Annotated in this window: 19 protein-coding genes and 7 pseudogenes; 12 read left to right on the top strand and 14 right to left on the bottom strand. The window is 65.3% G+C overall.

Annotation, left to right across the window (positions count from 1 at the left end; genetic code table 11):
• A pseudogene (locus ACFWDI_RS06390) lies at nucleotides 1-344 on the top strand (IS5/IS1182 family transposase); the annotation flags it as partial.
• Nucleotides 345-365: 21 nt separating this feature from the next.
• Here the strand turns inward: ACFWDI_RS06390 and ACFWDI_RS06385 are convergent.
• Complete coding sequence (locus ACFWDI_RS06385) at nucleotides 366-1496, bottom strand: hypothetical protein (RefSeq protein WP_385301626.1); 1131 nt, start codon at nucleotides 1494-1496, stop codon at nucleotides 366-368.
• Nucleotides 1497-2122: 626 nt separating this feature from the next.
• On the opposite strand from ACFWDI_RS06385, the pseudogene ACFWDI_RS06380 reads away from it, so the two are divergent.
• The 3 genes and pseudogenes from ACFWDI_RS06380 to ACFWDI_RS06370 all read left to right on the top strand — a co-directional run.
• Nucleotides 2123-2296, top strand: a pseudogene (locus ACFWDI_RS06380) (hypothetical protein); the annotation flags it as partial.
• 205 nt (nucleotides 2297-2501) lie between these two features.
• Nucleotides 2502-2906: a transposase gene (locus ACFWDI_RS06375; RefSeq protein ID WP_385301625.1), complete on the top strand. Its 405-nt coding sequence runs from the start codon at nucleotides 2502-2504 to the stop codon at nucleotides 2904-2906.
• A 435-nt stretch (nucleotides 2907-3341) separates the two neighbouring features.
• Nucleotides 3342-4340, top strand: a pseudogene (locus ACFWDI_RS06370) (IS256 family transposase); the annotation flags it as partial.
• A 5-nt stretch (nucleotides 4341-4345) separates the two neighbouring features.
• Here the strand turns inward: ACFWDI_RS06370 and ACFWDI_RS06365 are convergent.
• Nucleotides 4346-5548 carry an IS110 family transposase gene (locus ACFWDI_RS06365; protein ID WP_385301624.1) on the bottom strand — a complete coding sequence of 401 codons (1203 nt, stop codon included), beginning with the start codon at nucleotides 5546-5548 and terminating at the stop codon, nucleotides 4346-4348.
• A 194-nt stretch (nucleotides 5549-5742) separates the two neighbouring features.
• On the opposite strand from ACFWDI_RS06365, the pseudogene ACFWDI_RS06360 reads away from it, so the two are divergent.
• A pseudogene (locus ACFWDI_RS06360) lies at nucleotides 5743-5967 on the top strand (transposase); the annotation flags it as partial.
• On the opposite strand, the gene ACFWDI_RS06355 reads toward ACFWDI_RS06360, so the two are convergent.
• From ACFWDI_RS06355 to ACFWDI_RS06345, 3 genes and pseudogenes are all read right to left on the bottom strand, one after another.
• Nucleotides 5924-6412 (bottom strand): transposase, encoded by a 489-nt coding sequence (locus ACFWDI_RS06355; protein WP_385301623.1) that lies wholly within the window; start codon nucleotides 6410-6412, stop codon nucleotides 5924-5926. The pseudogene ACFWDI_RS06360 and the gene ACFWDI_RS06355 sit on opposite strands and share 44 nt — an antisense overlap.
• The gene (locus ACFWDI_RS06350; RefSeq protein WP_385301651.1) at nucleotides 6337-6738 is read right to left on the bottom strand and encodes a winged helix-turn-helix domain-containing protein; all 402 of its coding nucleotides are present in this window, start codon (nucleotides 6736-6738) and stop codon (nucleotides 6337-6339) included. Before ACFWDI_RS06350 ends, ACFWDI_RS06355 begins: the two co-directional genes overlap by 76 nt.
• Nucleotides 6715-6822, bottom strand: a pseudogene (locus tag ACFWDI_RS06345) (helix-turn-helix domain-containing protein); the annotation flags it as partial. The gene ACFWDI_RS06350 and the pseudogene ACFWDI_RS06345, both read right to left, overlap by 24 nt.
• A gap of 531 nt (nucleotides 6823-7353) precedes the next feature.
• Here ACFWDI_RS06345 and ACFWDI_RS06340 point away from each other — a divergent pair.
• The 3 genes from ACFWDI_RS06340 (at nucleotide 7354) to ACFWDI_RS06330 (ending at nucleotide 9798) form a co-directional block, all read left to right on the top strand.
• On the top strand, nucleotides 7354-7797 hold the full coding sequence (locus ACFWDI_RS06340; RefSeq protein ID WP_385301622.1) for a hypothetical protein: 444 nt from the start codon (nucleotides 7354-7356) through the stop codon (nucleotides 7795-7797).
• Nucleotides 7798-8702: 905 nt separating this feature from the next.
• Nucleotides 8703-9059: a hypothetical protein gene (locus ACFWDI_RS06335; RefSeq protein WP_385301621.1), complete on the top strand. Its 357-nt coding sequence runs from the start codon at nucleotides 8703-8705 to the stop codon at nucleotides 9057-9059.
• A gap of 511 nt (nucleotides 9060-9570) precedes the next feature.
• Nucleotides 9571-9798, top strand: coding sequence for a hypothetical protein (locus tag ACFWDI_RS06330; protein ID WP_385301620.1), 228 nt, complete (start codon nucleotides 9571-9573; stop codon nucleotides 9796-9798).
• A gap of 454 nt (nucleotides 9799-10252) precedes the next feature.
• Here ACFWDI_RS06330 and ACFWDI_RS06325 read toward each other — a convergent pair whose 3' ends face one another.
• The 6 genes and pseudogenes from ACFWDI_RS06325 to ACFWDI_RS06300 all read right to left on the bottom strand — a co-directional run bounded on the left by ACFWDI_RS06325 (nucleotide 10253) and on the right by ACFWDI_RS06300 (nucleotide 16150).
• Nucleotides 10253-10825, bottom strand: coding sequence for an IS3 family transposase (locus tag ACFWDI_RS06325; protein WP_385301619.1), 573 nt, complete (start codon nucleotides 10823-10825; stop codon nucleotides 10253-10255).
• Between the two features lie 17 nt (nucleotides 10826-10842).
• On the bottom strand, nucleotides 10843-12072 hold the full coding sequence (locus ACFWDI_RS06320; RefSeq protein WP_385301650.1) for an IS110 family transposase: 1230 nt from the start codon (nucleotides 12070-12072) through the stop codon (nucleotides 10843-10845).
• Between the two features lie 411 nt (nucleotides 12073-12483).
• Nucleotides 12484-13101: a hypothetical protein gene (locus ACFWDI_RS06315; protein ID WP_385301618.1), complete on the bottom strand. Its 618-nt coding sequence runs from the start codon at nucleotides 13099-13101 to the stop codon at nucleotides 12484-12486.
• 528 nt (nucleotides 13102-13629) lie between these two features.
• Nucleotides 13630-13728 (bottom strand): annotated as a pseudogene (locus ACFWDI_RS06310) (3-oxoadipate enol-lactone hydrolase); the annotation flags it as partial.
• A gap of 32 nt (nucleotides 13729-13760) precedes the next feature.
• Nucleotides 13761-14861 (bottom strand): IS110 family transposase, encoded by a 1101-nt coding sequence (locus ACFWDI_RS06305; protein ID WP_385301617.1) that lies wholly within the window; start codon nucleotides 14859-14861, stop codon nucleotides 13761-13763.
• A gap of 662 nt (nucleotides 14862-15523) precedes the next feature.
• On the bottom strand, nucleotides 15524-16150 hold the full coding sequence (locus ACFWDI_RS06300) for a hypothetical protein (protein WP_385301616.1): 627 nt from the start codon (nucleotides 16148-16150) through the stop codon (nucleotides 15524-15526).
• A gap of 993 nt (nucleotides 16151-17143) precedes the next feature.
• Between ACFWDI_RS06300 and ACFWDI_RS06295 the strand changes: the two genes are divergently transcribed.
• The 3 genes from ACFWDI_RS06295 to ACFWDI_RS06285 all read left to right on the top strand — a co-directional run bounded on the left by ACFWDI_RS06295 (nucleotide 17144) and on the right by ACFWDI_RS06285 (nucleotide 20805).
• On the top strand, nucleotides 17144-17380 hold the full coding sequence (locus ACFWDI_RS06295) for a hypothetical protein (protein WP_385301615.1): 237 nt from the start codon (nucleotides 17144-17146) through the stop codon (nucleotides 17378-17380).
• 236 nt (nucleotides 17381-17616) lie between these two features.
• A complete protein-coding gene (locus ACFWDI_RS06290; protein WP_385301613.1) occupies nucleotides 17617-18366 on the top strand; it encodes a nuclear transport factor 2 family protein in 750 nt (249 codons plus the stop codon).
• Nucleotides 18367-18582: 216 nt separating this feature from the next.
• Complete coding sequence (locus ACFWDI_RS06285; RefSeq protein WP_385301612.1) at nucleotides 18583-20805, top strand: FUSC family protein; 2223 nt, start codon at nucleotides 18583-18585, stop codon at nucleotides 20803-20805.
• Here the strand turns inward: ACFWDI_RS06285 and ACFWDI_RS06280 are convergent.
• A pseudogene (locus tag ACFWDI_RS06280) lies at nucleotides 20768-20933 on the bottom strand (transposase); the annotation flags it as partial. The gene ACFWDI_RS06285 and the pseudogene ACFWDI_RS06280 overlap by 38 nt on opposite strands.
• Before the next feature lie 46 nt (nucleotides 20934-20979).
• Here ACFWDI_RS06280 and ACFWDI_RS06275 point away from each other — a divergent pair.
• Nucleotides 20980-21345 carry a DDE-type integrase/transposase/recombinase gene (locus ACFWDI_RS06275; protein WP_385301611.1) on the top strand — a complete coding sequence of 122 codons (366 nt, stop codon included), beginning with the start codon at nucleotides 20980-20982 and terminating at the stop codon, nucleotides 21343-21345.
• A gap of 141 nt (nucleotides 21346-21486) precedes the next feature.
• Here the strand turns inward: ACFWDI_RS06275 and ACFWDI_RS06270 are convergent, their stop codons facing one another.
• Nucleotides 21487-22992, bottom strand: coding sequence for an ISL3 family transposase (locus tag ACFWDI_RS06270; protein ID WP_385301649.1), 1506 nt, complete (start codon nucleotides 22990-22992; stop codon nucleotides 21487-21489).
• Nucleotides 22993-23491: 499 nt separating this feature from the next.
• Nucleotides 23492-23875 carry an RNaseH domain-containing protein gene (locus ACFWDI_RS06265; protein ID WP_385301610.1) on the bottom strand — a complete coding sequence of 128 codons (384 nt, stop codon included), beginning with the start codon at nucleotides 23873-23875 and terminating at the stop codon, nucleotides 23492-23494.
• Nucleotides 23876-23904 lie beyond the last annotated feature (29 nt).

Genomic DNA, 23904 nt, shown 5'->3' with positions numbered 1-23904 from the left:
TCCTGGAGAAGATCCGAGTACCCCGTCCAGGCCCCGGACGGCCGCGAACCAGACCTGACAAGGTCCGGGGCGACAAGGCCTACGGATCCCGCGCCTACCTGCACGGACGCCGGATCGCCTGCACCATCCCGGAGAAGGCGGACCAGATCCGCAACCGCAAGAACCTCGGCTCCCGCGGAGGCAGACCACCGAAGTTCGACAGGGAAGACTACAAACAACGCCACGCGGTCGAGTGCGGCATCAACCGCCTCAAGAGACATCGCGCAGTGGCAACGAGGTACGACAAACTCGCCGTCCGCTACGAAGCCACCGTGCTGGTCGCAGCCATCAACGAATGGCTTTGACCAGCACTTTCGCAACAGACCCTAAGAGCGTCCGTTTCTGAAGACCACCACGGTAAACAAGAAACTCAAGCCCAGAAGCAGCGGCCAGTAGACCAGTTTGGGTAGCAGGTTATCTCTCCACTGGAGAATTTCGATCTCGCGAGAGGTCACCAGGACTGCGTTCAATGCAACGGAAATAATGACTACGTACAGCGTGATTGAGAAAAATTCCAAGTAGGCCACAGTCGCTCCACCTGTAAGAGTTCGCGTCTGCTGTTGGTCGAGGATGAGGGCGAGCAGCATGGAGACCGTGAACGTGATAACAGCCCACGTGCTGAATCCGAAAATTCTTCGACGTGCTTCCTCGCGGGTGTACACGAATAGGCCCAGGTATACCAGCAAGGCAATAAAACTAGCCCTGGTGAGACTGGCGAACATAGGACCCTGCCACTTGCGCACCAGGCCGATATTGAAGTACAACTCCACCGTGTCAATGCTGGCCGCATGTGGGCCATTCACGCCGAAGCTACTGCTGTAGTGGTGCTTTTGGAAGGTAAATGCAGTGAACTGGGGAGACCAGCCAGTCGGTTGAAAACCTCTTTCCAATCCGTACATTTCTGTGTACTGCCACGGGGGGTATGCCGCAAAGTCCGGGACGAGCTGAACTCCACCTTCAATGTCCACTGACCAGAGCCGCAAAACCACATTCTGATTATCCAAGGGGTAATGTTGGTAGTTGATCGGCTGGTGTAGGATCCCACTGAAATACCAGCCGACGGTTACCCGCCCGTTGGGGCCCTTGACGCGATAGACCTCCTTGGGGGCGTACGAATCTCCGGCTTCGGGTAGCACCACGCCCTGTTGTGCCAAAGGGGGCGATGCTGGAAAATTCTGCCAAATATAGCCATTTACAGCAACAGAATTGACGTCGATGAACTCGACGTCCTGCAGGAACACTCCCGTAGGGATGCGTAGCTCGGGACGTTGATCCTTCGGTTGATTTTTTTCAAGGTACTCGTTTACTTCGTTAGGATTTTGCATGATGGCGCCCCGCACGTCTGCCAGACTATGGTCGGCGGCTACCAGATTCCAGGTCACGGTGATGCCCAGGACAAGAACGAGGGAAATGAGAACGCATGTCAGGATGAGTCGCCTGAGGCTTTTCAATGGCATGATTAGGAGGATCAGTGACGACGCGATGAGTAGCACCGTGCTAGCAGCCAACGGCGACCACCCAGCACTAGGCCCATAGTGGATCCATCGAGGGTGGGCGTAATACCTGACAGCAGCGATAGTCGTGCCGCCAAGACCGCAGACAAAAGCTACCCAGATAACCGATCTCAGGCGTCGCTGCCAAACAAGTGGAAGCCCAATTGAGCCGCCCCAATCATTTGATGAAAATCGAACAAATTGCCCAATTCGAATTTTCACGTAAGGCCTTCCGTTCGGTGCGGTGAGATCGGCGGTCGAGAGGAGCGAATGACCCTTGGGGGCTAGACAAGGTGAAAGGTACTTATTGAGGCGAAGCCGTTGGGTTGCATGGTCGTTGGTTGGGTGTGTTCGAGGGTGGGGGCAGGCGGTGGTTGTCGCCGGCTGCGCAGGAAGACCTGCGGCTGCGGGTGGTAGCGGCGCTGGAGTCAGGGCGGGTGGCGACGTACGGACGGGCCGCGGAGGTCTTCGGGGTCGCAGAGCGGTCGGTGGGCTGGTGGCGGGTCTTCAAGTCCGGCGGCAGGCAGGCGTTGCTAGCGGGCAGTGCGAATCCCGTGCGGGCAAGGGCGAGTTGATCGACGACTCGGCTCGTGGTGCGGTGTTGCGGGCGATGCGCGACTACACCTGGGGCAGAGCGGGGTGATGTGGACCCGCGCCACAGCCTGGGTCTTGATCCGGCTGGTGTGCGGGGTGTCGATGACGGAGCAGGGGGTGGGCTGCGCCGACACGGTTTCACGCCGCAGCGTCCCGCCCGCCGCTCCTGCCGGCAGCAGGACGAAGCGGTGCGGGCCTGGCTGGAGGAGGAGTACCCGGAGATCGCCGCGCGGGCCCGGAAGGAGAGGGCCGAGCTGGTCTGGGCCGGCCGGTGCGGGCTGCGCTCGGATACCGCTCCGCCCGGACGTTCCTGGGCCCCGGCCGGCCAGGCCCCGCCGGTGCGGGTGAACGGCCGGCGTTTTCAGCGTCAGCATCATGTCGGCGGTCGCCTCCCGGGGCGCCCTGTGGTTCACCGTCTTCCCGGGGAAGTTCACCGCGAAGGTGTTCTGCGCCTTCCTCGAACGCCTCGCCACGCACGCCCGGCGCAAGGTTCACGTCATCGTCGGCCGGCACCCCGTCCACCGCAGCAAGGCCGTGAAGCGGTGGCTCGCCGAAAACGCCGAGCGGATCGAACTGCACCTGATGCCCGGCTACAGCCCCGAGCTCAACCCCGACGAGCTGCTGAACGCCGATCTGAAACACCACGTCCACGCCGCCCGCGCCACCTCGATCGACGACCTCGCCCGCGAGACACGGCGCTTCCCGCACCGCCGACAACGCCAACCCCACATCGTGACCGGCTACTTCCACGCCAGACACGTGCGCTGCACGATCAAGTAGGCAACCCATCAGTTTCGCCTCAATATTGGCGCTCCGCATAATTAAACAAGCAGGGGTGCCTGTATCCGAGCACTCCTCTATATCCCGAGTGAAGAGATCGCAACCCAGCGCTCTAATGTATATGGCTGCAAGGTGTTTCGCGTGAATATTCACCCATACGAGCAGTATTTGAGGGTGAGATCGTCGGTCTCGGCCCTCAGGCAGGGCCCCGGGGAGAGTTCCGTAGATCCCGGTTTGGTCGGATGATCGCCGGTGGCCGGACATGAGACGAGCACGGCTCTTGTAGATCATGGAGTTCTCTAGGCTCCCAGATCAGTAAGGCTGCCGTGCTCGTCGTCCATCCTCTCTCATATCCGTGTCCATCGGCACGGCACCCTCCGGGTCTGTACGGTCAACGGTGGATCTTCGAACAGGAAGTAACACCTGATGACAGACGTGATCGTCTCGGCTGAGGCTGTCGAGGAAGTGCGGCCCGCCGGAGTCCCGGCTGCTGTGGACGAGCAGTTGATCGGCCAGCTGGTGGACCGGGCAAAGGCTGATGGGATCAAGCTGACCGGCGAGGGCGGGCTGCTGCAGCAGCTGACGAAGAGGATCCTCGAGTCCGCCCTCGAAGGCGAGATCACCGGCCACCTCGGGCACGAGAAGCACGAGAAGGCCGCCAGCGGCAACACCCGCAACGGGACCCGCTCGAAGACTGTGGTGACCGAGGTCGGTCCGGTCGAGATCGAGGTCCCCCGGGACCGGGCGGGCAGCTTCGAGCCGCAGATCGTCAAGAAGCGACAGCGCCGGCTGACCGGCGTGGACGAGATGGTGCTCTCACTGTCCGCCCGCGGCCTGACACACGGTGAGATCTCCGCCCACCTCGCGGAGGTCTACGGCGCCGAGGTCTCCAAGACCACCATCTCCACGATCACGGACAAGGTGATCGACGGGATGAACGAATGGCAGAACCGGCCGCTCGACTCGGTCTACCCGGTCCTGTTCATTGACTGTGTGCACGTGAAGCTGCGTGACGGTCAGGTGGCCAATAGGCCGGTCTACGTGGTTCTCGCGGTCACCGTCGAGGGCACCCGCGAGATCCTCGGACTGTGGGCCGGCGACGGCGGCGAGGGCGCCAAGTGGCTCCAGGTCCTGACCGAGATCAAGAATCGCGGAGTTGACGACGTCTGCATGGTCGTCTGCGACGGCCTCAAGGGCCTTCCCGACGCGATCGGGACGGTCTGGCCGCAGGCGATCACTCAAACCTGTGTGGTCCACCTGCTGCGGGCCTCGTTCCGCTACGCGGCCCGCCAGGACTGGGACAAGATCGCGAGGATGCTCAAGCCCGTCTACACCGCGCCGACCGAGGACGCCGCCACGGAACGGTTCCTGGAGTTCAGTGACGCCTGGGGCAGAAAGTATCCATCGATCGTGAGGTTGTGGGAGTCTCAATGGAGAAGTCAAGCTGTCTGCGTGGCCGGCGGGACGGTGGTGAAGTTCCGGTTGTCGCGCAAGAGTGCCCATAGGACTCCGGCTCGGCGGCGGGCCAGGGCGATGACGGCCTGAACGTGCTTGCAGCCCTCGCTGCGTTTCTTGAGGTAGAAGTCCCGGTTCGGTCCTTCGCGGATAATGCTGGTCTGTGCGGACAGGTAGAGGGCCCTGCGCAGGCGGCGGCTATATCGCTTGGGCCGGTGCAGGTTTCCGGTCCGGCGTCCTGAGTCTCGGGGGACGGGCACGAGGCCAGCCGCAGAGGCGAGGTGGCCGGCATCTGCGTATGCGGACAGGTCACCCGCAGCCACGACGAACTCCGCGCCGAGGATCGGTCCCATGCCAGGCAGTGACTCGATGATCTCAGCCTGCGGGTGGCTGCGGAACGTCTCCCTGACCTGCCGGTCGATCCGTTTGAGCCGGTCATCGAGGGTGAGGATCTGGCTGGCCAGGTCCGCAACGATCTGGGCGGCGACACCTTCACCTGGGAGTGCGGTGTGCTGAGCCTCGGCGGCCTCCAGTGCGGTAGCTGCCGCCGCGTCAGCGTTGCGTACGCTGCGGTTGGCCAACCAGGCGGTCAGCCTCGCCCGGCCACGTCGACGGATGGCCGCCGGAGTTTGGTAACCGGTCAGCAGCATCAGCGCACCCTTGTGGGACGAGTAGTCGAAGGCCCGCTCCAATGCGGGGAAGACGCCGGTCAGCACGTCACGCAACCGGTTGATCATCCGGACCCGGTCGGCGACCAAATCCGAGCGGTGGGCAGTCAGCAGCGCAAGGTCAGCGGCCAGCTGCGCGGGGACGTCGATCGTGGTGAAGTCCCGGCGGTGGCGGGCGGTTTCGGCGATGATGTAGGCGTCGCGGGCATCGGTCTTGGCCTCGCCCCGGAAGGCCCCGGACATGCGGTTTACCGTCCGGCCGGGCACATAGACGGCCTGCTGGCCGTGAGCTGCCAGCAGGGCCAGTAGCAGCGCGGAGGCTGTTCCGGAGATGTCCACTGCCCAGCTGACCTCGTCGGCCAGATCCAGGATCTCGCTGATCGCGGCCAGGATCGCCGACTCGTCGTTGTCGACCTTCTTCGACGACAGCGTCACACCGCTCTCATCGACCACCGCCGCCCAGTGATGGCCCTTGCCCGCGTCGATGCCGGCCCAGGCCCGGGCCCGTCGCTCTTTCACTTGCCCCTCCTCGTTCCGCAACAGCACGTCGTCGGCCCAAGGAACACCCCGCTGTCATCTCCGTAATCAGCGACTCATGAGCGCACATCTCAATCAGCAGCCAGGGTGCCCAGGAGGCCTGGGCGGCCACTCCCGCATAGCCACAAAATCGGCAAGAACGCCTATGCCACACCCTGCCCTCCCGGGCCAACCAACAACTTACGGAGAACGCCTGGGCCGAGTTCGTTCCTTTCCTTCAATTCGACACTGAAATAAGGCGAGTTGTATGCACGACCAACGCCATCGAGTCGGTCAACGCACGCATCCGCAAGGCCGTCCGTTCTCGCGGACATTTCCCGAACGAGCAGGCAGCGATCAAGTGCGTCTACATGGCCGTCATGAGCCTGGACCCGACAGGGACCGTTTCAGGTGAGACCAGACGCCCTCGACCGGGTTGAACTCGGGTGCGTACGGTGGCAGCTGGTAGACGGTCAGCCATAATCGGGCGTCGATCAGCTGCCGCATGGTGCGGCTGATGTGCGTGTTCAGATTGTCCCAGACCAGGACGACCGGGCCGCCGAGTTGCTGGTGTGCGGCGTCGAGCAGGCGGGCGTATTCGTTCTCGGTGAAGCCCTTGCGGCGGCCTTTGGCGGGGCCGCGGTCGAGGTGGGTGCGGTAGATCAGCCGGGGCCGGTGGCCGGACTTGGTGCAGATCAGTGCCGCCATGGAGACGCGTTTGGTGCCTGCGGCGGTGACCCGCACGACGGGAGTGTGGCCTCGTCGGCCCCAGGTGCGGCCTTTGGGCGGCCTCAGGCCCTGGCCGGCTTCGTCCTCGAAGCAGAGCCAGGCGCCCAGGTCCGCCGCCGTCTTTTTATGACGGGCCACTGCTCGTCCTTCCAGGCGGCGATCTTCTCCTCGTCGCGCTCGGTGGCCTTGCGGGAGGGGACCTGCACGCTCCAGCCGATGCGGTGCAGCAGCAGGTCCATCCCGGCCAGGGTGTACTCGACGCCGAACCGGCGTCGCACGACCTCGGCGATCCTTGCCAGAGTCCAGCACTGGTCGCTCCAGTCGGCAGCGGCCGGGCCGGCATCCAGCACCGCCTCCAGCAGCCGCAGTTGACCTGCATCGAGTTTGCAGCGGGCACCGCCGGGCCCCTTGGAGACCAGGGTCTGCCGACCGCCCGAAGCCAACGCCCGCCGCCAGCGGTTCACCGACATCCGGGTCACCCTGAACCGCCGGGCCACCTCCCGGTCACTGGCCCCGGCCTCGATGAGATCAGCGGCCGCCAACCGGACCCGCTCACGCTGGAAACGGTGAGAGGAAAGATCGGGATCCTGGCAGCGAGTGCACTACTGGCTGACGTATTCCTGTTTGCTGCGGCAGCGCAAGCCGACTCCTCACGTTCCGTGGACGTAAATATCGTCAATCATACTTCTTGTACGTTGCGGGCAATGGAGTGGAAGACAGCGGGCGAATTGATTCCTAGAGTTGGCATTTACCCAAGTAAATGGACGAATGCGCCGGGGCCGCGGGTCGATGCGGGTAATTCCGAACTCATCGGCACGCAGAGCAAGACAGGGACATCGGGGTCAGTAACCTACGAAGCTGCCGAGTGCAAGAGTGCTGTGCTCAATGGGCAACGGATCACGTTCAACTGGGACAACCCAACCTTGACGAAGAGCACTTACTCGTTCACCAGTTCACCCTTGCTAGTCGGGAATTACCGGAGCCAAGGGACGGTAAATAAGGAGACTATTGAGGCAGAAATCTCCGAGGCTCCATAAACCCGTGGCTGCAGCACGGTTCAGAAGTTGAGGGGAATACCAATGAAAAAAATCCTCTGCGGCTTTGTAGCCGCTGCCGCAGCAGCAGGAAATATTATTACCGCGACGTCGGCACATGCGTCTGACCTGACGGTGATGAACCTGACGAATCACACTTCCTGCGATCTATCTTTCCAGAAGATGGAAGGCAACTTCGATTCTGGAAGGCAGCCGGACATGAAGATCGGAGTCGACGAAACCTCGCGGATTCAGCTAAGCTTCGGCGGGTTTCTTCCGAAATTCGAAAGCATCTCCTATGAGGCGGTCAGCTGTAAGAGTGCCGCACTTAACGGTAGGATTCTCCGGCTATTCATTAGCGCGTCGGAACGTGGATACTCATATAACTTTAACGATTCGTCTCCACGCTTCGGTCTGAGTTGCCCCCGTGGAGCCTCCTGCCGAAGCTTGGCTACCATCCCCGCCGAAGTTTGGGAAGCGGCACCATGATGAACATGCGGTCGCGGAAGGCCAGCAGCCCCGCTCCCGTGCTGGAGCTGGGTGCGCTATTGGGCGCCTCCTCATAGGTTTCCGCGTCGGGTGCGGGGCATGCCCTGGGTACACGCATAAGCGGGCCCCCGTAGTGGGGCGGGTGATCTGGAAATCCGGCGCCCGCTCAAGGATATTGGCGCTCCAGCTCACCACGCGCCCGGCGTAGAAACGTCAGCGTGAATATCGAGTGCACCTGCCCGCACAGCTCCATGACCACGGCCGCGTAGAAGTCGACGTTGATGCGCAGCTAGCGGTTGGGGTTGAGTTTGCGCAGCACCGCTTCGTACGCGTTCCTCGCCTTCCGCGGCCTGGGGTACTGGAAAGGGTCCTTCATTCAGAAGAAGTCTTGAGATTGAGACCTCCTCGGAGCGACTCTCCACGACGAGGGGAACGTGGCCGTTCTCGACGGCGGACAGACGCGCAAATCGAGGCAGATCACGTAGGCGAGCATCATCGAGTCACGGGGGTTAGAAACTTCGGGGTGACTCGGCGGATGTGCAGGGTATGAGCATCTCATACTACAGAGGCTGACCCGTGGGGGAAGACTCACCTTCAAGACTCAATATTACTCCCTGTGGCGCAATCGACACACTCGACTGGGTTAAGTGAACCGTGCCCCGATGGTGGCCGGGCACCCCTCAGGTAATCTGCTTGTTGTGCCTATTCCTGCCCGGTGTCTCGTTTAACCCGGTTCGGACCAAGGCCGCCCGATCATGGGATCCCCCTGGCTAAGTATTTGAGCCAACGACGAGGAGAAAAATATGAGGAGAATAGTCGCTGCGCTGCTCATTCCTGCCGCGCTGGGTGGTGTGCTACTTGCTTCCGGTCCTGCGCAAGCCCAAGATGGCAACCGGAGCGTTCGCGTGACATTCGAGAACTACACCTCCTGCACGCTCCAACTCCAAGAGCGAAGCATTCAGGAGGGGACGTGGACAGACGACCCTGAGACCCAGATCGCCCCCGCAGACTCAACCGAGATGCGCACGGAGAGCGATGAAATGCAGAGAGGCACCGAAGCCTCGGTCACGTACGAGATGGTGAACTGCAAGAGCGAGACACTCGAAGGACAGATGGTTACGTTCGAGTGGAGCAATCCATTCTACGGCGACAACTCGTATGAGTTCGAGCACACCTCCGGAGGAGTCCACACGTATTACGCCTCAGACGATCCCAACGCTGCCCACGCCGCTGTTACCGCACAGGTTTCTGAGCCTGCCTGAGACCTAGCGTGAGCTCCAGGCCACGGCAAGAACAGATCCTAGGTTGCCGCCGACGCATGACTCGCTGACAGCCTTGCAGGGCATGTGGTTGACGTGTGGGCATACCTGGGTACGGGGTGGTATTGGCGCGAGAATGGGGGCCACCCCGTACCTTCGGATCCTGAGGACAGATACCGCCCAACGTATCCGCCGCATTGCTTGAAGTCCGTGGATACGAGCAACGGTGTCTAACGGACAGCTTCAAACGCGATGTCGAGAGGTAGAGACGATGAGAGCAAGAAGGTGGGGAATTCTCATCAGTGCAGCCCTCGCCGAGGTGCTCCTGTCAGCCACGTCAGCGCAGGCGGCCCCATCACGTACGGTAGAGGTGATCTTGACAAATCACACCTCCTGCACGCTGGTGGCCGATCACTGGATGACAGAGAGCGGCGCGCTCCCTACAGGTGATGATTGCCCGAGCACGTGGACGAATGAGCCGAGTCCTCGCATCGCACCCGGAGGAGTGGGTCTCATGGGCACGCAAGCCGATGGTGACACGATGGGTGAGGTGACCTACAAAACGACGGGATGTAAGGCTGATGGCCTCAACTCTCGTGGGATCAAGTTCGAATGGGGCAATCCATACTTCGGGCGGAATAAATACGAATTCACCTCTTCTTCTCCCGTGTTCCTGGGGCGGATCAGTGAAGGAGGGGGAAACAAGGCGACGGTGCGAGTCGAAGTCGTTGAAGCGACCTGACGAATGTTATGGATGTTTCCGTGGTGACTTCCGGTGCGTGTCCAGGCGCTGGAGGGTGTCCACCCTCTAGATTACTGAAGCGGTGTGCGCGGTCTATGTCTGGTGATACTTGGCGCACCGCGGCGGTGACCGTGGCCACGATCTGGTCTGTGAGTTGCTCGCCCTTTAGTTGAGCTTGAACCGTTCCGGGTCGAATGGAGACTCGATTCTCTGAGAGGATTGAGTCATGGCACGACCTTCCAATTACCCCGCTGAGCTGCGCCGACGTGCGGTGCGATCCGGTCGCACCTCGGCGACCATGCCGTCTTTCTTCGCGGCCGAGCTCGACCGGCCACACACACGCTCGTAGCGTTCATCGACGAGTACCGGGCCCGCTTCGGCGGTGTCGAGCCGATCTGCCGCGTCCTCACCGAGTGAGCTTGTTCCGCTTTGACGGACACCGTTGGTGTGCTGGTCAGACTGCGAGTGCGGTCTCGTAGTCGGCGGGACTGCGGTAGCCGAGGCTGCTGTGCAGTCGGTGCAAGTTGTACCAGCCCTCGATGAAGTCGAAGATCGCGGTGCGGGCGGCGGCCCGGCTTTGCCAGGTGGTGGTGTCGAGCAACTCGCGCTTGATGGTGGCGAAGAACGACTCGGCGAGCGCGTTGTCCCAGCACTGCCCGGTCCGGCCGACCGACAACCGGATGCCGAACTGATCGGCCAAGGCGGCGAATTGCTGACTGGTGTACTGGCACCCGCGGTCCGAGTGGAAGATCACCGGACGGGTGGGGCGACGCTGTCGGCAGGCGGCCGTCAGAGCATCGGCGACCAGCTCAGTGCGAAGGTGATCGGCCGTTGCCCAGCCCACCACCCGGCGCGAGGCGATGTCGATGACCGTGGCCAGATACAGCCGGCCCTCCGCGGTCGGGACATAGGTGATGTCGCCGCACCAGCGAGCGTCGACGGCCGCGGTGTCGGGCCGGAAGTCCCGGAGAACGAGGTCGGGCCTGATGGCAGCTCGTGGATCGGGGACCGTGGTCAGACATCCCATCGCTTTGGGGTGTCAAGTCAGGCCGCCGCTGGTAGCTGGCCGTGGTGGGCCCATGCGGTGGCTTCGTCGTAGTGGGTGCGGGTCTTGAGGCAGCCGTGCAGGATGCCGACGAGGCGGTTGCCGACCTGCCGTAGGGCGGGGTTGTAGTCGAGGTCGCGGGCTCGTTGCTTGTCGTAGTAGCGGCGGGCGCCCGGTGAGTTCTGCAGCGCGCAGAACGCCTGACGTTGGAGCGCGTCGGCGAGCCGGTTGTTGCGGACGTAGCGGGCCTGGACGGTGTGGACCTTGCCGGAGGCGCGGGTGATCGGGCTGGTGCCGGCGTAGTTCTTCCGGGCCTTTGCCGATGCGTAACGTGTGGGGTCGTCGCCGAACTCGGCCAGCACCCGGGCCCCGACGATCTCGCCGATGCCGGGCATCGACAGGTAGATCTCAGCGTCCGGGTGCGCGAGAAAATGGGCCTTCACCTCGGCTTCCAGGGCGTCTATCTGCTCGTTCAGGGCGAGCAGCAGCCGGGCGTGTGCGGTGGCCGCGGCGGCGTAGGCGGCGGTCACCGGGGCGGCGACGTCGAGTTGGGGCTCGCGCAGCTCCTTCTGGACCGCGGTGGCCTTCTGGTCCCGGTTGCGGCGGCGGTGCCGGGCCAGGACGGCGGTGATCTGTGTCTTCGTCAGCTTCTTCCCCGCCTCGGGCGTGGGTGCCTTGACCAGGAGTTCCAAGGCGTCGGTGCTGGTCAGCTCCAGGCCCGCGTAGGCGGCCAGGGCGCCGGGGAAGTACTCGCGCAGCGTGTTCCGCAGCCGCTGGAAGGCGCGGGTCCGTTCCCAGATCAGCGTCTGGTGGGCGCGTGCGACGACCTTCACGGCCTGGGCCTGCTCGCTGTCGCCCGCGATCGGGCGCAGCTGGGCGCGGTCGATGCGGACCATGTCGGCCAGCGCGTGGGCGTCACCGCGGTCGCTCTTCGCGCCGGACGTTGCGTACCGCTCCTTGAACCGGGCGGCCTGGCGCGGGTTGACCGCGTAGACCTGGTAGCCGGCCGCGAGCAGGGCCTGCACCCAGGGGCCCCGGTCGGTCTCGGTCCCGACCACTACCTGCTCGGGTTCCAACTCCTCCCCGCCGTGCCGGGCGAGCAGGGCGTGCAGCCTCGCGACACCCTCGACGCCTTCCATCAGCCGGGCAGTGGCGAGCCTGCGGCCCGCTCCGTCCTGGACCTCGATATCGTGGTGGTCTTCGGCCCAGTCGTCGCCGACGAACAGCACCCGCTTCTCCAACCTCTCGACGAACTCGTGCGTGCGGCCTGCGGAAGACACAGCTCGCGCCCTAATGGATCCAGTGCTCACGCCCGTAACAGCTCGGCGGGCACGCCGAGGAGTGCGACGGGCGCGGTCTCGAGCGTTTCTACCTTTCCGACGGCGACACGCGGCGTGAGGCCGAGAACCACAACATCCTCACCTGGAGCGAATGGGTCAGCGCCATGGCCAGCCACCGCGCTGGCAGCGAGCGCAAGACGTGGTGGCGCAACAAATGCGCGGCAGCCGCCGACCGTTACGCACTGGAAAACCAGCGCATCGAAGTGGGCGCAAGTCCCAAGTCCGGGTTCCAAGTACCGCCGCCGCTGAAGGCGTGGGCAACGCTGCCCGTCACTCCCTAGTCGAACGCGGGCAGAGAGCTTAGGGAAGTTGACGGTGGACATCCTCCAGGAACTTCCAGTTGGCAACCGTATGACGTTTGCGAACAAAGGGGCTTGGCGGCACGACAACCTCCACGGTTGCCCCTTGGGCACGGAGCAATCCGATGCCGTAGAAAGCTGCACGCATCACAGCCTCCTCCTTGCGCCTCAACACACCATCGATCAATACGGAACGAGCAGTGAATGGCGTGAACCGCTCGGCCTGCTCCATCGCCGACTCCCAGCCGCGTCCAGACACGAACACCATGTCGACATGTACCGGCTGGCTCGCCAGACGGGTAATCAATCCGTCGCGTCGAACCACAGCCCCCTTCGGCAGGCACTTCAACGCTCGGCGCTCCCTGTCGCTCAGTGATCCGGCAGGAACAGGCTCGCCGAGTGGCAGCGCCATCAAGAGGTTCAAGGCATCCGGTTGCGTCAGCGGTTTCATCCCCGCAGCTGCCCGTCGCTCCCGCTCTCGCGCCTCGAACCGGTAGGCCGCCACGACCTTCGCCCCCAAGGCTTCAACGACCGCCAGGCTCGCTTCGCGGGGTACGAGATCGCCGGGAGCCAGCGCTCCCGCAACCACACCCAAGGGCTCTCGTGCCGCGATTGCCATCGACCAACCCGCTCTCGTCCTGCACCGACGCTCTTCCCAGCAGGGCTGTACGCGCCCATCCTTACCGCTTGCCCCGCGCCACCCGAAGCAGCCTCAACAACAAAGCCAACGGACCTCAACCGGCCCTAGACACGGGAACGCGTCCAAACGAACGGCAAGGCTAGTACGGACACTCGTGCGATCGTCGACCACCTCCCTGGATAGCTCCGCACCGGTCATCCACTGCCCTCTCGCCGCACAATTTGCACCCACAACAGGTCGCGGACGAGCGACTGCGATCGTAGCCATCCCGCGCCACGATGCCTACAGTTGTTCGAATTTTTGGGCGCGCCTCGACCTACCGGAAGCATCTACACCCAAGCCGTGGCCGACCAGCGCCGCGCCATCGGCCCCGCAGGCCGACGGGGGTCAACATCTGTCACGTCCGTGTCACCAACAGCGTCGACGCGCCTGGACGGCAAGATCCCAAATCGGTCAAGCGCTCCCGACCTGGACCACATGGACGTCAGAAGACGGTTCCGCCTACCTGTGCCAGGTGGTGCCCAGTGAGGGACCGAGGATCAGGACCGGGGCGTCTTCTGGCCCGTCAAAGCGGTATTGCAGGGTGTTCATCGGTGTCTCACTCACCCGCCTGACCCTCTCATCTGTCACGGGCGCCCCTAAAACGGGGGGTCGGTAGGCACCGTCCTGACCAGGTTGAAGACCTCGCGGGCGGCATATCGCTTGAGGCATCGGATGATCTCACGCCGGGTCTTGCCCTCCTGGGTGCGGCGTTCGTAGTACGCCTGGGTGCGCGGGTCGTGGCGCAGCCGGGTGAACACGATGCGGTGCAGAGCGGCATTCGCCTGCCGGTCGCCGCCATGGTTGAGGCGACGCGAGCTCTGCCGGCCCGAGGAGTACTCGATGGGACTGACCCCGCACAAGGCGGCGAAGGACGCCTCAGTGCTCAGCCGCTCAGGGTTGTCGCCCATGGTGATCAGGAGCGTGACAGCGGAGTCCGGGCCGATACCAATCGGCGCGAGCAGCTGCGGGGCATGGCGTTCGACGAGCCCGGTCAGTCGCTGATTCAGCTCATCGATCTGCCCCGTGAGCTGCTCGATGCGCTCGGCCAGCAGCCTCAGGGTGATGCGAGTGGCCTGGGCGACGGCATCCTCGTCGCCCTCGCCGTCGCGCAGGCTGAGGCACGCGCAGGTGCGGAACAGCTCGCGGTTACCCAGGTCGGACAGCCGCTCCCGCAGAGCCGGGTCGGCTACGACCAGGACGGCCTTGAGCTGGTTAATCGCCTGGGTACGGGCCTTGACCGCGGAGTCCTTGGCGATTTTGAACATCCGGGCGCTCTGCACCGGACCGTCGCCGGTTTTGGCCCGCGCCCGGGCGCGACCACTCAGCACGGCCCGCGCAGCAGCCTGCGCATCGAGCGGGTCCGACTTCCCGAGCAGACGACGGGCCGAGCGGTCGGGCCGGTTCACCTCGAACACCTGAACGTGCTGCGCCAGCAGGTAGCGGGACAGGCCCGCGCCGAAGGTGCCGGTACCCTCCACACCGGCCCGGCGCACCGTCCCCAACTTGCGAGCCCAGGCGAGCAGCCGACGGTATCCGACCCCCGTGGCCGGAAAGGACTTCGTACCCAGGATCTGACCCAGCGGGCAGAGAACGGCTGCGACATGGACCTCGCCGTGCGTGTCCACCCCCAGGACGACCTCGCCCCAAGCGGGCGGGCCTGTGCTGGTGGAGTGGGTGCTGCGCTGTCTGGGTGTCATGGTGGTCCGCCTCCCGCATGGTGACGTGCTGGGTGGCTGGCACCGGCCTGGTCGGGCGGTCTGAACCGTGATGGCGCCTGATTGATGGCAAGGCCCCTATTGGGACACGCCCTGTGGCTCGGTGACAGCAGGCACCATCCGCAACGGCAGTCGACAAGTCCGTGACAAGACACTTCGGTCAAAGGTGTCATGAGTCAGACCCCCGTCCGGAACGGTGTTGCGCAACCGTCCCACTGGTCCCGGCACAACGGCACGGCCCGATCAGTCCCGGAAGGCTTCGTCCGAACCGGTGCTCAACGTGGCCTGGACGGACTGACGAAGGGTTGACTCCCCGTTCACCCGTGACCGGCTTTGACAGGCAGCCAAGTTGGCCGCCGCACCGGCTGCCCTTCGTCGATGCTCGCACGGACGGCCTCGAACCCCTCCTTTTGATAGAAGGCCGGCAATCAAGCCCTCCAGCACGGTCGCTCGGGTGATCTCCAGGCGGTCCAGGGTGTGCTCGGCGGCGGCGAGGGGCGATCGACTGACACGGCCTGCTCCGCTGTCACCTCGCCCGGCGACCTACCTCACGGGGCTTCACAGTGCCCGATCGGTGGCAAGGTGACAGTGCAATGCGACCGGCCACTCGGGCATGCGAGCGGCCGGCAGTTTGCCCCCCGTGGTCACCCTCGGAGCACCACGCACTGGCGGAGAAGCGGTTCCAAGCGCACGTGGGTGTCCTCACGGTCGAACACCTGGAGGGCGTCGAGACAGGCGACGATCCACTGGGCCTCGTGCTCGTCCTCGATCTGGACCGCTACGGCGGTCACCGCGCTGTCGATGTCGAACGAGCCGTCCTTGAACTCTGCGTCGAGGGCCTGGTATCCGGTCGCGAGTAGCGGATCCGCGAACACACCAGTCCCCTCGGCGAAGCCGCGGGCCTCCGCACCGCCCGTGAGCAGGCCCGCCATGCGGCGCAACACCTCGTCGGGGTCGCCGAGTTCACGGTGCAGGCGGTGTGCGCGGTCGACCAACAGGGGCCAGCCGCTGGTCAGCCCGTACAGACGATCCAGGCGGTCGTCCGTGTGGAACATGTTGACGCGCTGGGCCCAGCCTCGCAGGCTGCGGCGATCATGGCGGCGCAGCATCACAGGGGCGGCCGAGGTGGGCTCGGTGCCGGTCAGCAGCGGTCGCCACAGGCCCAGCTGGGTGGCGTCGGTGACGATGACCACAGCGCGGGTCACCCCCGGGGTGGTGGGCAGCAGCGTCTCGGCCCAGTCGACGGCCTGTCGGCACGGGCGGCTGAACACGAGGACCGAATACGTCGAGAGCTGCGATGACGGAGTCAACCGGACGGTGGCGAGCACCCCTTCACTGCCATCGCATCTGATGATCCGCCAAAAACAGCGTCAAACGAGCGTCACGAATCACCGGTTACTCGCGCAACGTCGAGACATCAGACACGTACTCCGCGTTACTCCTCGGCAGAGCCGCAGGTCAGCAACGCCGCGCGGCAGGCGCAGGAGCACAGCGCGCTCCACCCCATGGTGATTCGGAAACAGGTCGAACGAAGTGTGACATCCGGAGTAACGGCAGGTCAGGAGCCCTTGGCAGCAGGCTCCAGCACCGCCACGCACTCCACATGATGCGTCATCGGAAACACGTGAAGACAATGCCGACGACCCCAACCAGCAACGCTGGCGCTGATTGGGCCCTTTGCAACTCACTCCCAACGTTGAGCGGAGCAGGGTATTCGTCAGTGGCCGGTTGCCGAAATCGGTGATTCCTCGGACCATTGGCAGTCCACCGCAGCTCCCTGCTTCCCCACTGCCCCGGAAGCAACCGAACCGAAAGGCACTGTTGGCAGGAATGCCCAGCCAGAGCAGCGAAACGCATCACGGCGCGTTCAGCGCCGAGCGCATCCGCGCCACCTTGAGTGGGACCGCGAGCCTCGAGGACGCCGCCCAGGCGTTCGGCTTGTCGAGATCGAAGCTACGACCTTGGTCGCCACGGGGAATTCCCCTGCCGCGTGCTGCCGATAGGCCGCACCGCCCGCGTCGTCACCACCTCGCTCCTCCGCGTACTCGAGAGCGGCGAGCCGGAGTACAACAGAGCCTCCAGCACAAGCCCCAATCCGTCTTGACCAACTGCACGACGACGCCCCGCCGGAGCAAGCCGACGGGGGCCCTCACGTGTCACAGGCGTGTCACCAACCCCACGGACGCACTCACGCCACAAGGCCCTGACCTCGACTCACGCGTTCACCCTGGATCAACTGGACGCCCGTGGAGGGTTTCTACGACATGGATCTTGTTGTACCCGAGCACCTCCGCGAAGCGCACTGGGCAGGCTTTCGTCGGGCGATGGAGGAACCGGCGATCAAGGATCTTGCCGCCGATCTACCGGTCCTCTGCGCCGACGGGCAGGTGCGGACATACGCCGGCAGGCTCCTCGTGCTCAGTGACGGACTCGGCAAGGCACTGGGGGCGTTGGCCATCTATGCAAGCGAGGGCAGCACCGGCGTCACCCCGTTCGGATGAATGTCGGACGTTGCCCTGGGTGGACGTCACCCGCAAGCGAGGTTCGGCGGTTCGTGACGTGATGCGGAAGTCGGCCTGACCTACTGTGTCGGAGGAGGGACGCGCGCGGGCACCTTGCCTTGTCAGGCACCGCGGTCTTGCGCTCTGGAGAAGGGCTGTCTCCGCCAGTCATTTGTCAGGTGTGACCCGATGGCCCTTCGTCGGTCGGCCTCGCTCAGTACGCGGAGGGAAAGACGATGGACACGAAAAAGCTCATGGTCGACGTGGTGAACGACATGTTCATCGGCCGCGATGCTGAAGCGGTGGACCGGTATGTCGCCCCCGAGTATCTACAGCACAGTCCGCTCGCTAGGGACGGGCGCGATGCTCTCCGACAACTGGTGCTGTCCCTGCCGGACGGCTTCGACTATGAGCTGGTCCGACTGCTGGCGGATGAGGACCTCGTACTGCTGCACGGCGTTCTGCGCGGCATCGGATCCGGGCCCAGCATGGCGTTCGATCTCTTCCGTGTGAGGGACGGACGCCTCGTGGAACACTGGGACGCTCTGGCTCCCTACACGCAGTCGAACGGTCACGGCCGCCCGTCCCAGACCGACGGTCCTGCCGACATCGGACGGCCGGAGATGACAGAGGGCAGTCGCCGGGTTGTGGATGCGTTCACTCAAAGCGTCCTCGTCGCCCGCGAATACGGAAGAAGGGACGAATTCGTCGACCTACGCGGCTACGTGGAACACGGCCCGCGTCTGCCCGGCGTACACGCTGATCAGGAACGTATCGGCCCCTCGGCATCCCGTGTGCACTACAGGACCGTTCACCGGGTTCTGGCCGAGGGAGAGTTCGCCTTCGCTCAGTGCGAGGGGGCGTACGACGACGCTCCGTACGCCCTTTACGACCTGTTCCGGGTCAACGACGGGCGGATCGCCGAGCACTGGGGAGTCCACGCCGCGATCCCGTCAGAGCCGCTGAACCACAATGGTGCTTTCTGACAGTCGACCGCGATGCAGGGCGCAACCCGCGCCAGGCGACCCCGACCGCACCGACGACGCATTGGGGTGATTGCGCCGCGGCGGGGCGCCGAAATCCAGACGACGACCGTGTGGAAGCCGAGGAGCGTGCCGGCCAGGCAGTAGCGTCCGGGCGGCGGAGTCGTCCGCCCCTCTCAGTGAGCGGCTGAGCCATGTGGCGCGCGAGGAGGATTTGGCATGCTGAGACCTCTTCATCTGCTTCGGGCTCGGGACCCGGGTCTCTTGGTGACTCGGCGCTCGGTGCGGGTGACCCTCGTGGGGTGTCTCGTCTTCTACAGCTGTCGCTACGGCGTGGGCGATACCGTCATGGCGACGTACGCAATCTTCGGGGCCGTCGCCATGGGTGTGCTGGCGCACGTACCGGGGCCGCCCTCCCGCCGGGCACGGACGTTGCTCGCAGCAGTGCCCGCCGGTTGGGTGCTGGTCACGGCCGGCACACTGCTGGCGGTTGACACCTGGTCGGCTGCAGGCGGGATGTTGGTGCTGGGTTTCGCCGTGGCCTACGCCGCCGTGGGCGGGCCTCGCCTGGTCGGGCTTGCCACCGGTCTGCACCTCTTCTACATGCTGTCCTGTTTTCCTCCCTACTCGCCGGAGACCTTGGTCTCGCGGCTGATCGGTCTCACCCTGGGTGTGGCGCTGATGGCAGCAGGGGAGGTGTTGGTGTGGCCCGATCCGTCCCCCACGCGCTACGAGCAGCGGCTCGCGGACACCATGGAGCACGTGGCCCGATACCTCAAGAGCGCCGCGGACGTCCTCAACGGCCGACCGCCACGGCCAGAGCGGGTGAACCACCTCCGACAAGCCACGGCCGAGAGGGCGGAGGCGCTGCGGCCCTTGCACATCCCGGCGGCGGAGCGGCCTGCCTCGGCGGGAAGGCACGACCAGGCCGTGACGCGCGCGGCTTCCGCGCTCCGCTTCGTATGGGGGCTCTCCACCCGGCTGCTGCCGCCCCCCGGAACTTCGCCGCCGCACAATCCCGACGCTGCGCGGCTGCTGTGTCAGCAGGCGGACGCTCTGGATCACGCCGCACGCTCCCTGACGGTGAGTGAAGCCCGGCCGCCTTCGCTGGACGCTCTGGACGACGCGATCACCGCTTTCGAGGCCGCGCGTACACAAGCCTGTGACCGGCTGCTGTCACAAGGCATGGGCACGGAGGCGCTGCACAGCAGCGCGGTGGCCCTCGGCATCGCCCGCGGCACGCACTCTCTGGTGACAGCTGTACGGATCGCCGTACGTGCCTCCGTTCCGCCGGACCTCACTCCTGCAGGGGAGCGTCCAGGCCCGTTCTGGTACGCCTACGAGCCCGCGTGGCGGCTGTGGTGGGTGCGGTTCACCAGGAGCCTCACACCCCGTTCCGTGTACTTCCAGAGCGCACTGCGGATCGCAGCGGCACTCGCTGTCGCCCGGTTGATCGCCGGGGGCCTGGACCTATCGCACGGCTTCTGGACACTCCTGGCCACCCTCACGCTCATGCGGACGTCCGCTGCCGACACGCGTACGGCGCTGCGCCCTGCCCTCATCGGGACGCTCGGCGGGGCTCTGGTGGCCGCTTTCCTGCTGGCACTCGTCGGCCCGCGGCCGGACGTCTACGCCGCCCTGCTTCCCCTCGCCATGCTTGTGAGCTTCGTCGTGGGCCCGATCCTGGGGCTGGCCTGGATGCAGGGCCTGCTCACCATCGTGATCGCCATCCTCTTCAGCCAGGTCGCCTCAGCAGGCTGGCAGCTGGCCGAGACTCGCTTCTTCGACGTCCTCATCGGGGGGCTCACGGGAACTGCGATGGGTCTGCTCGCCTGGCCGCGTGGGGGTGGCGGTGAGATGCGCCGCGCTATCGCCACCTCTCTGCTCGCCTCGTCAGCCGCGGCCCGAGAAGCCGCTCCGGTGCTGATCGGCGCAGCCTCCTCGCAGGAGACGCTGCCGCGGGCCCGTCACGTCCTATTCCTGGCGGAGGCGTCATACGCGCAGTTCCAGACGGAACGTCACGATCCTCGCATGGCGGGCATCGACTGGCAGGCGGCGCTCATGACAGCCCAACAGATGGTGGAAGGCGCAGAGACTCTGGTTGAACGGTGTCGTTACGGATGGCCCGTGCCTGGGCACCAGGCCGTCGCCTCCCTGGAAGCGGTGGCCTGCCGGGTGGAGACGGAGTGCGCGGATCTGGCCGAGGACATGTGCAAGGGCCGCAGCTCTCCCCCGAGCCCGGTCGATGGTGTGCCGAAGGTGCTCGACTCTGCGGGCATCCCCGTCGCAAATGTCGGATCGAGCCGTCAGCAGCTGCAGCTCGTCGACGTTCTGGTCTGGCTCACGGGCCTCCTCGACGATCTCGCCCGCATTCGCGTTCCCGACGAGAGCGCCTCGCCCACTCTCGCGCAGACGATCGCGATGCGGACGTTCTCCGGGTAGAGGCTGCGCAGGTAGCGGCGGAACTCCAGGAACTGGGTGCGCCGCTTGACCGGCTTGATGTGGCCGTAGATCTAGTCCTTGGCCAGGTCCAGGGCGGCGAACAGGTGCCGCATCCCGCCGTAGCGGTCCCCGAGCACGATCTAGGACCGGGCGGCCGAGCGGGCGCCGAACCTGGTGGACCGCGATTTCGTGGCCGCCGCACCGAACCGGTGCTGGGTAGCGGACTTCACCCACGTCGCGGCCTGGGCCGGCACCGTCTACGTCGCGTTCGTCGTCGACACCTCCTCCCGCCGCATCGTGGGCTGGTCCGCGGCCACCACAAAACACACCGAACTCGTTCTGGCCGCACTGGAGATGGGCTTATGGCAGCGAGGCCGGGAAGGCCGGGCGCACCAGCCCGGGCAGCTGATCCATCACAGTGATGCGGGCAGCCATACCACCACCGGCTGCACGGTGAGATCGGCCACCTCCCACCCGCAGAATAAGAAGCCGCCTACCACCAGCAGAACACAAACCCCCCAGGTCACAGTCACAATCTAGAGTCTCGATCAAACCCGGAACGGTTCACTTTAGACGGAGGCGACGCTGGCTCTGCCGCATAGCTTCGCGATCACGTCAAGGGTCGGGACTGTCTTGATCTTGGCTCTGGCCCGTAGTCGGTGGTGACGCTGGGTGTCTCCGTCAGGGCAGGAGGATGCGGTGGCGGAGGAGGTCGAATCCGGCGCGTCCGTGCATCTGCCTCATGATCCTCTTGGTGCGGGTGTTGACGCCTTCGGTGCGGCCGTTGTGGTAGGGCAGGGTGAGGCCGGCGTCCACGGCTGCCCGGTCGATTTCGAGGCCGTTGGTGAGACTGCGCAGGTGGGGCAGGTCGACGGCGCGGGCGGTGGTGATCCACTCGGTGAGTTTGACGTCATTGCCCTCGGCGGGTTTCAGCAGGGCGGCGAAGCTGCGGACGAGATCGGCGAGCGCGGTCATCTCTGGGCAGGCCGCGGCGATCTTCTCCAGCAGGGTCGTTTCCTTCGGGCGTAGATTCTCGGGGTTGGTGAGCAGGAGGCGGCTGGCGTGGCGCGGGGTGGTGACGGGGCGGTCGCCTTCGGCGCGGCCCTGGTTGAGATAGCGAACCAACAGGTTGGCGCTGCCGGTGTAGCCCAACTCTCGGATCTCCCGCAGCAGTTGGGTGACAGGGACTGCGGGGTCGGCCGCACGGCGGGCTCGCAGATGGTCGCGATAGGGGTCGACGAGGGTCGGCCGGTAGGCGGGGGCGATGCGCAGGGCCTGAGGTTCGGGCATGCGGGCGTAGCGTTTGACGGTGTTCAGGGCCAGGCCGAGGCGCCGGGAGCAGTCGAGTAGGCCGACGCCCTGGCCGAGGAGATCGTGGATCTTGTTCCAGCGTTCGCGAGTGGTCTGCTCGCGTACTCCGCCGGGGCGGGGCGGGTTGATGGTGGCCCAGCAGCCGGCGTGGGCACGGACCTCGAGCAGAACCTTGTCGCACAGGTTGCGCCAGAGGTGCCATCGGTCGCTGACCTGCACCGCGATGGGCAGGGCACGACGGACGGCCTCGGCGTAGGTGGCCGAGCCATCCCGGCACACGACCCCGACACCACGATGTTCGCGCAGCCAGGACTCCAACGTCGCCGCCTCGCGGTCGGGCAGGACCGCGACGCGTCTGCCGGTCTCGGCATCCGTGATGATCGTGGCGTAGCGGTGGCGGCGGCGCAGGGCAAAATCGTCCACGCCGATCACCCGCGGGACCGCCTGCTGCGGCAGCGGCAGGCGCCGCAGATATCGCAGCGCAGTACTACGGGAAACGGGCACGGCCAGCAGACCGGCGAGGCGGGCGGCTGCCCGGCCGCATAACTCCCGCGCCACCTGGGATATCTGCCCGGCGAGCCGCACCGTGCGGCGCTGATGGCGCTCCAGCAGTCCGGGAACCTGCTCGCGGAAGGTCTGCCGCCGGCAGCCCAGGACCGGGCAGACCAGCCGCCGTACGCGCAGGCGCACGACGACCTGGCGGCCGTCGACCGGCACGTCCGTCACCGTCCGGCCGTGGTACCCGTGCACCTTCGCCGACGACGTCCCGCACACCGGACACGGCACCGCGTCCCCCCGGGTGCGGGCCGTAACCACCACCGCGTCACCGCCGTCCGTCACGTCCTCGACGACCAGCGCCGACAGCCTGGAAAACACTGTCACCACAAGGGAGTTGACGTCCATCACAAAATCATGATCATGGATGGCTACTCGACGTCACCACCGACTACGGGCCAGAGCCATTCATTGGACAGACCCGCAGTGGGTGGCCGAGCAGCGGCGCCGCCCGCTACCAGCTCCATCCCGCCGACAGCCCCGTGCACGTCACCTACACCGGCCGCGTCCCGGAGGCAGCGCTCCAGGACGCGGCCCGGCGAGACAACCAACGGCGCCGCGCGGAGGCCACCGCCGTGGCAAGAGCGGTATCTCGTCCGATCCGCTGCCCATGAAGTCATCGGCATCACGGCGGTTGCCGACGCCTGGTCCCCGGCTTCCCGCCCTCAAGTCGGAGCTCGCGCCCGCCGATACCGAGGGTGCCTCCTCGAAGGGGACCGGCCGTGCATCACCAGCGCAGGAAAGCATGATCGCCGTTCATGGAATGCGCGCCGCAGAACAACGGCAGAGCCGGTGGGGGGTGCCAGCGCTCCCTCACCCCTCAGGGGAACAAGGCGAGCTGTTCATCCTCCGGTGCTTGCGCGAGGCCGGGATCCTCTGCGTATTCCGGGTCCAGGTCTGTCGGCTCGGTGTCCGTGCCTTCCTCGATCACGCCCAGCGCCGCCGCTACGTGCTGCCCATTGACGTTGCCCGCCGCCTCGGCGGTGGCCAGCTCCTCCAGGGAGGATTCCTCAGCCTCACCCGACTCTGCCTCGGCGACCGTCGGCAGTACGTAGTGCTGGGCGAGGCTCGCCAGGTGCAGGGGCAGGGGGAGGGAGAGTGCGTCCAGGTAGTCGGGGGCTTGGCGCAGCTGGTGCACCGCTAGAGCGAATGCTTCGGGTGAGTCGCCGGCATCCGCGTGGCAGCCCAGGACTGCGATCTCCACTAGGTCTAAAACTGACGGACGTTATTGAC

It is taken from the genome of Streptomyces sp. NPDC060064, assembly GCF_042736455.1.
Taxonomy (GTDB): Bacteria; Actinomycetota; Actinomycetes; order Streptomycetales; family Streptomycetaceae; genus Streptomyces.
This window is presented reverse-complemented; position numbering and strand designations above follow the sequence as displayed.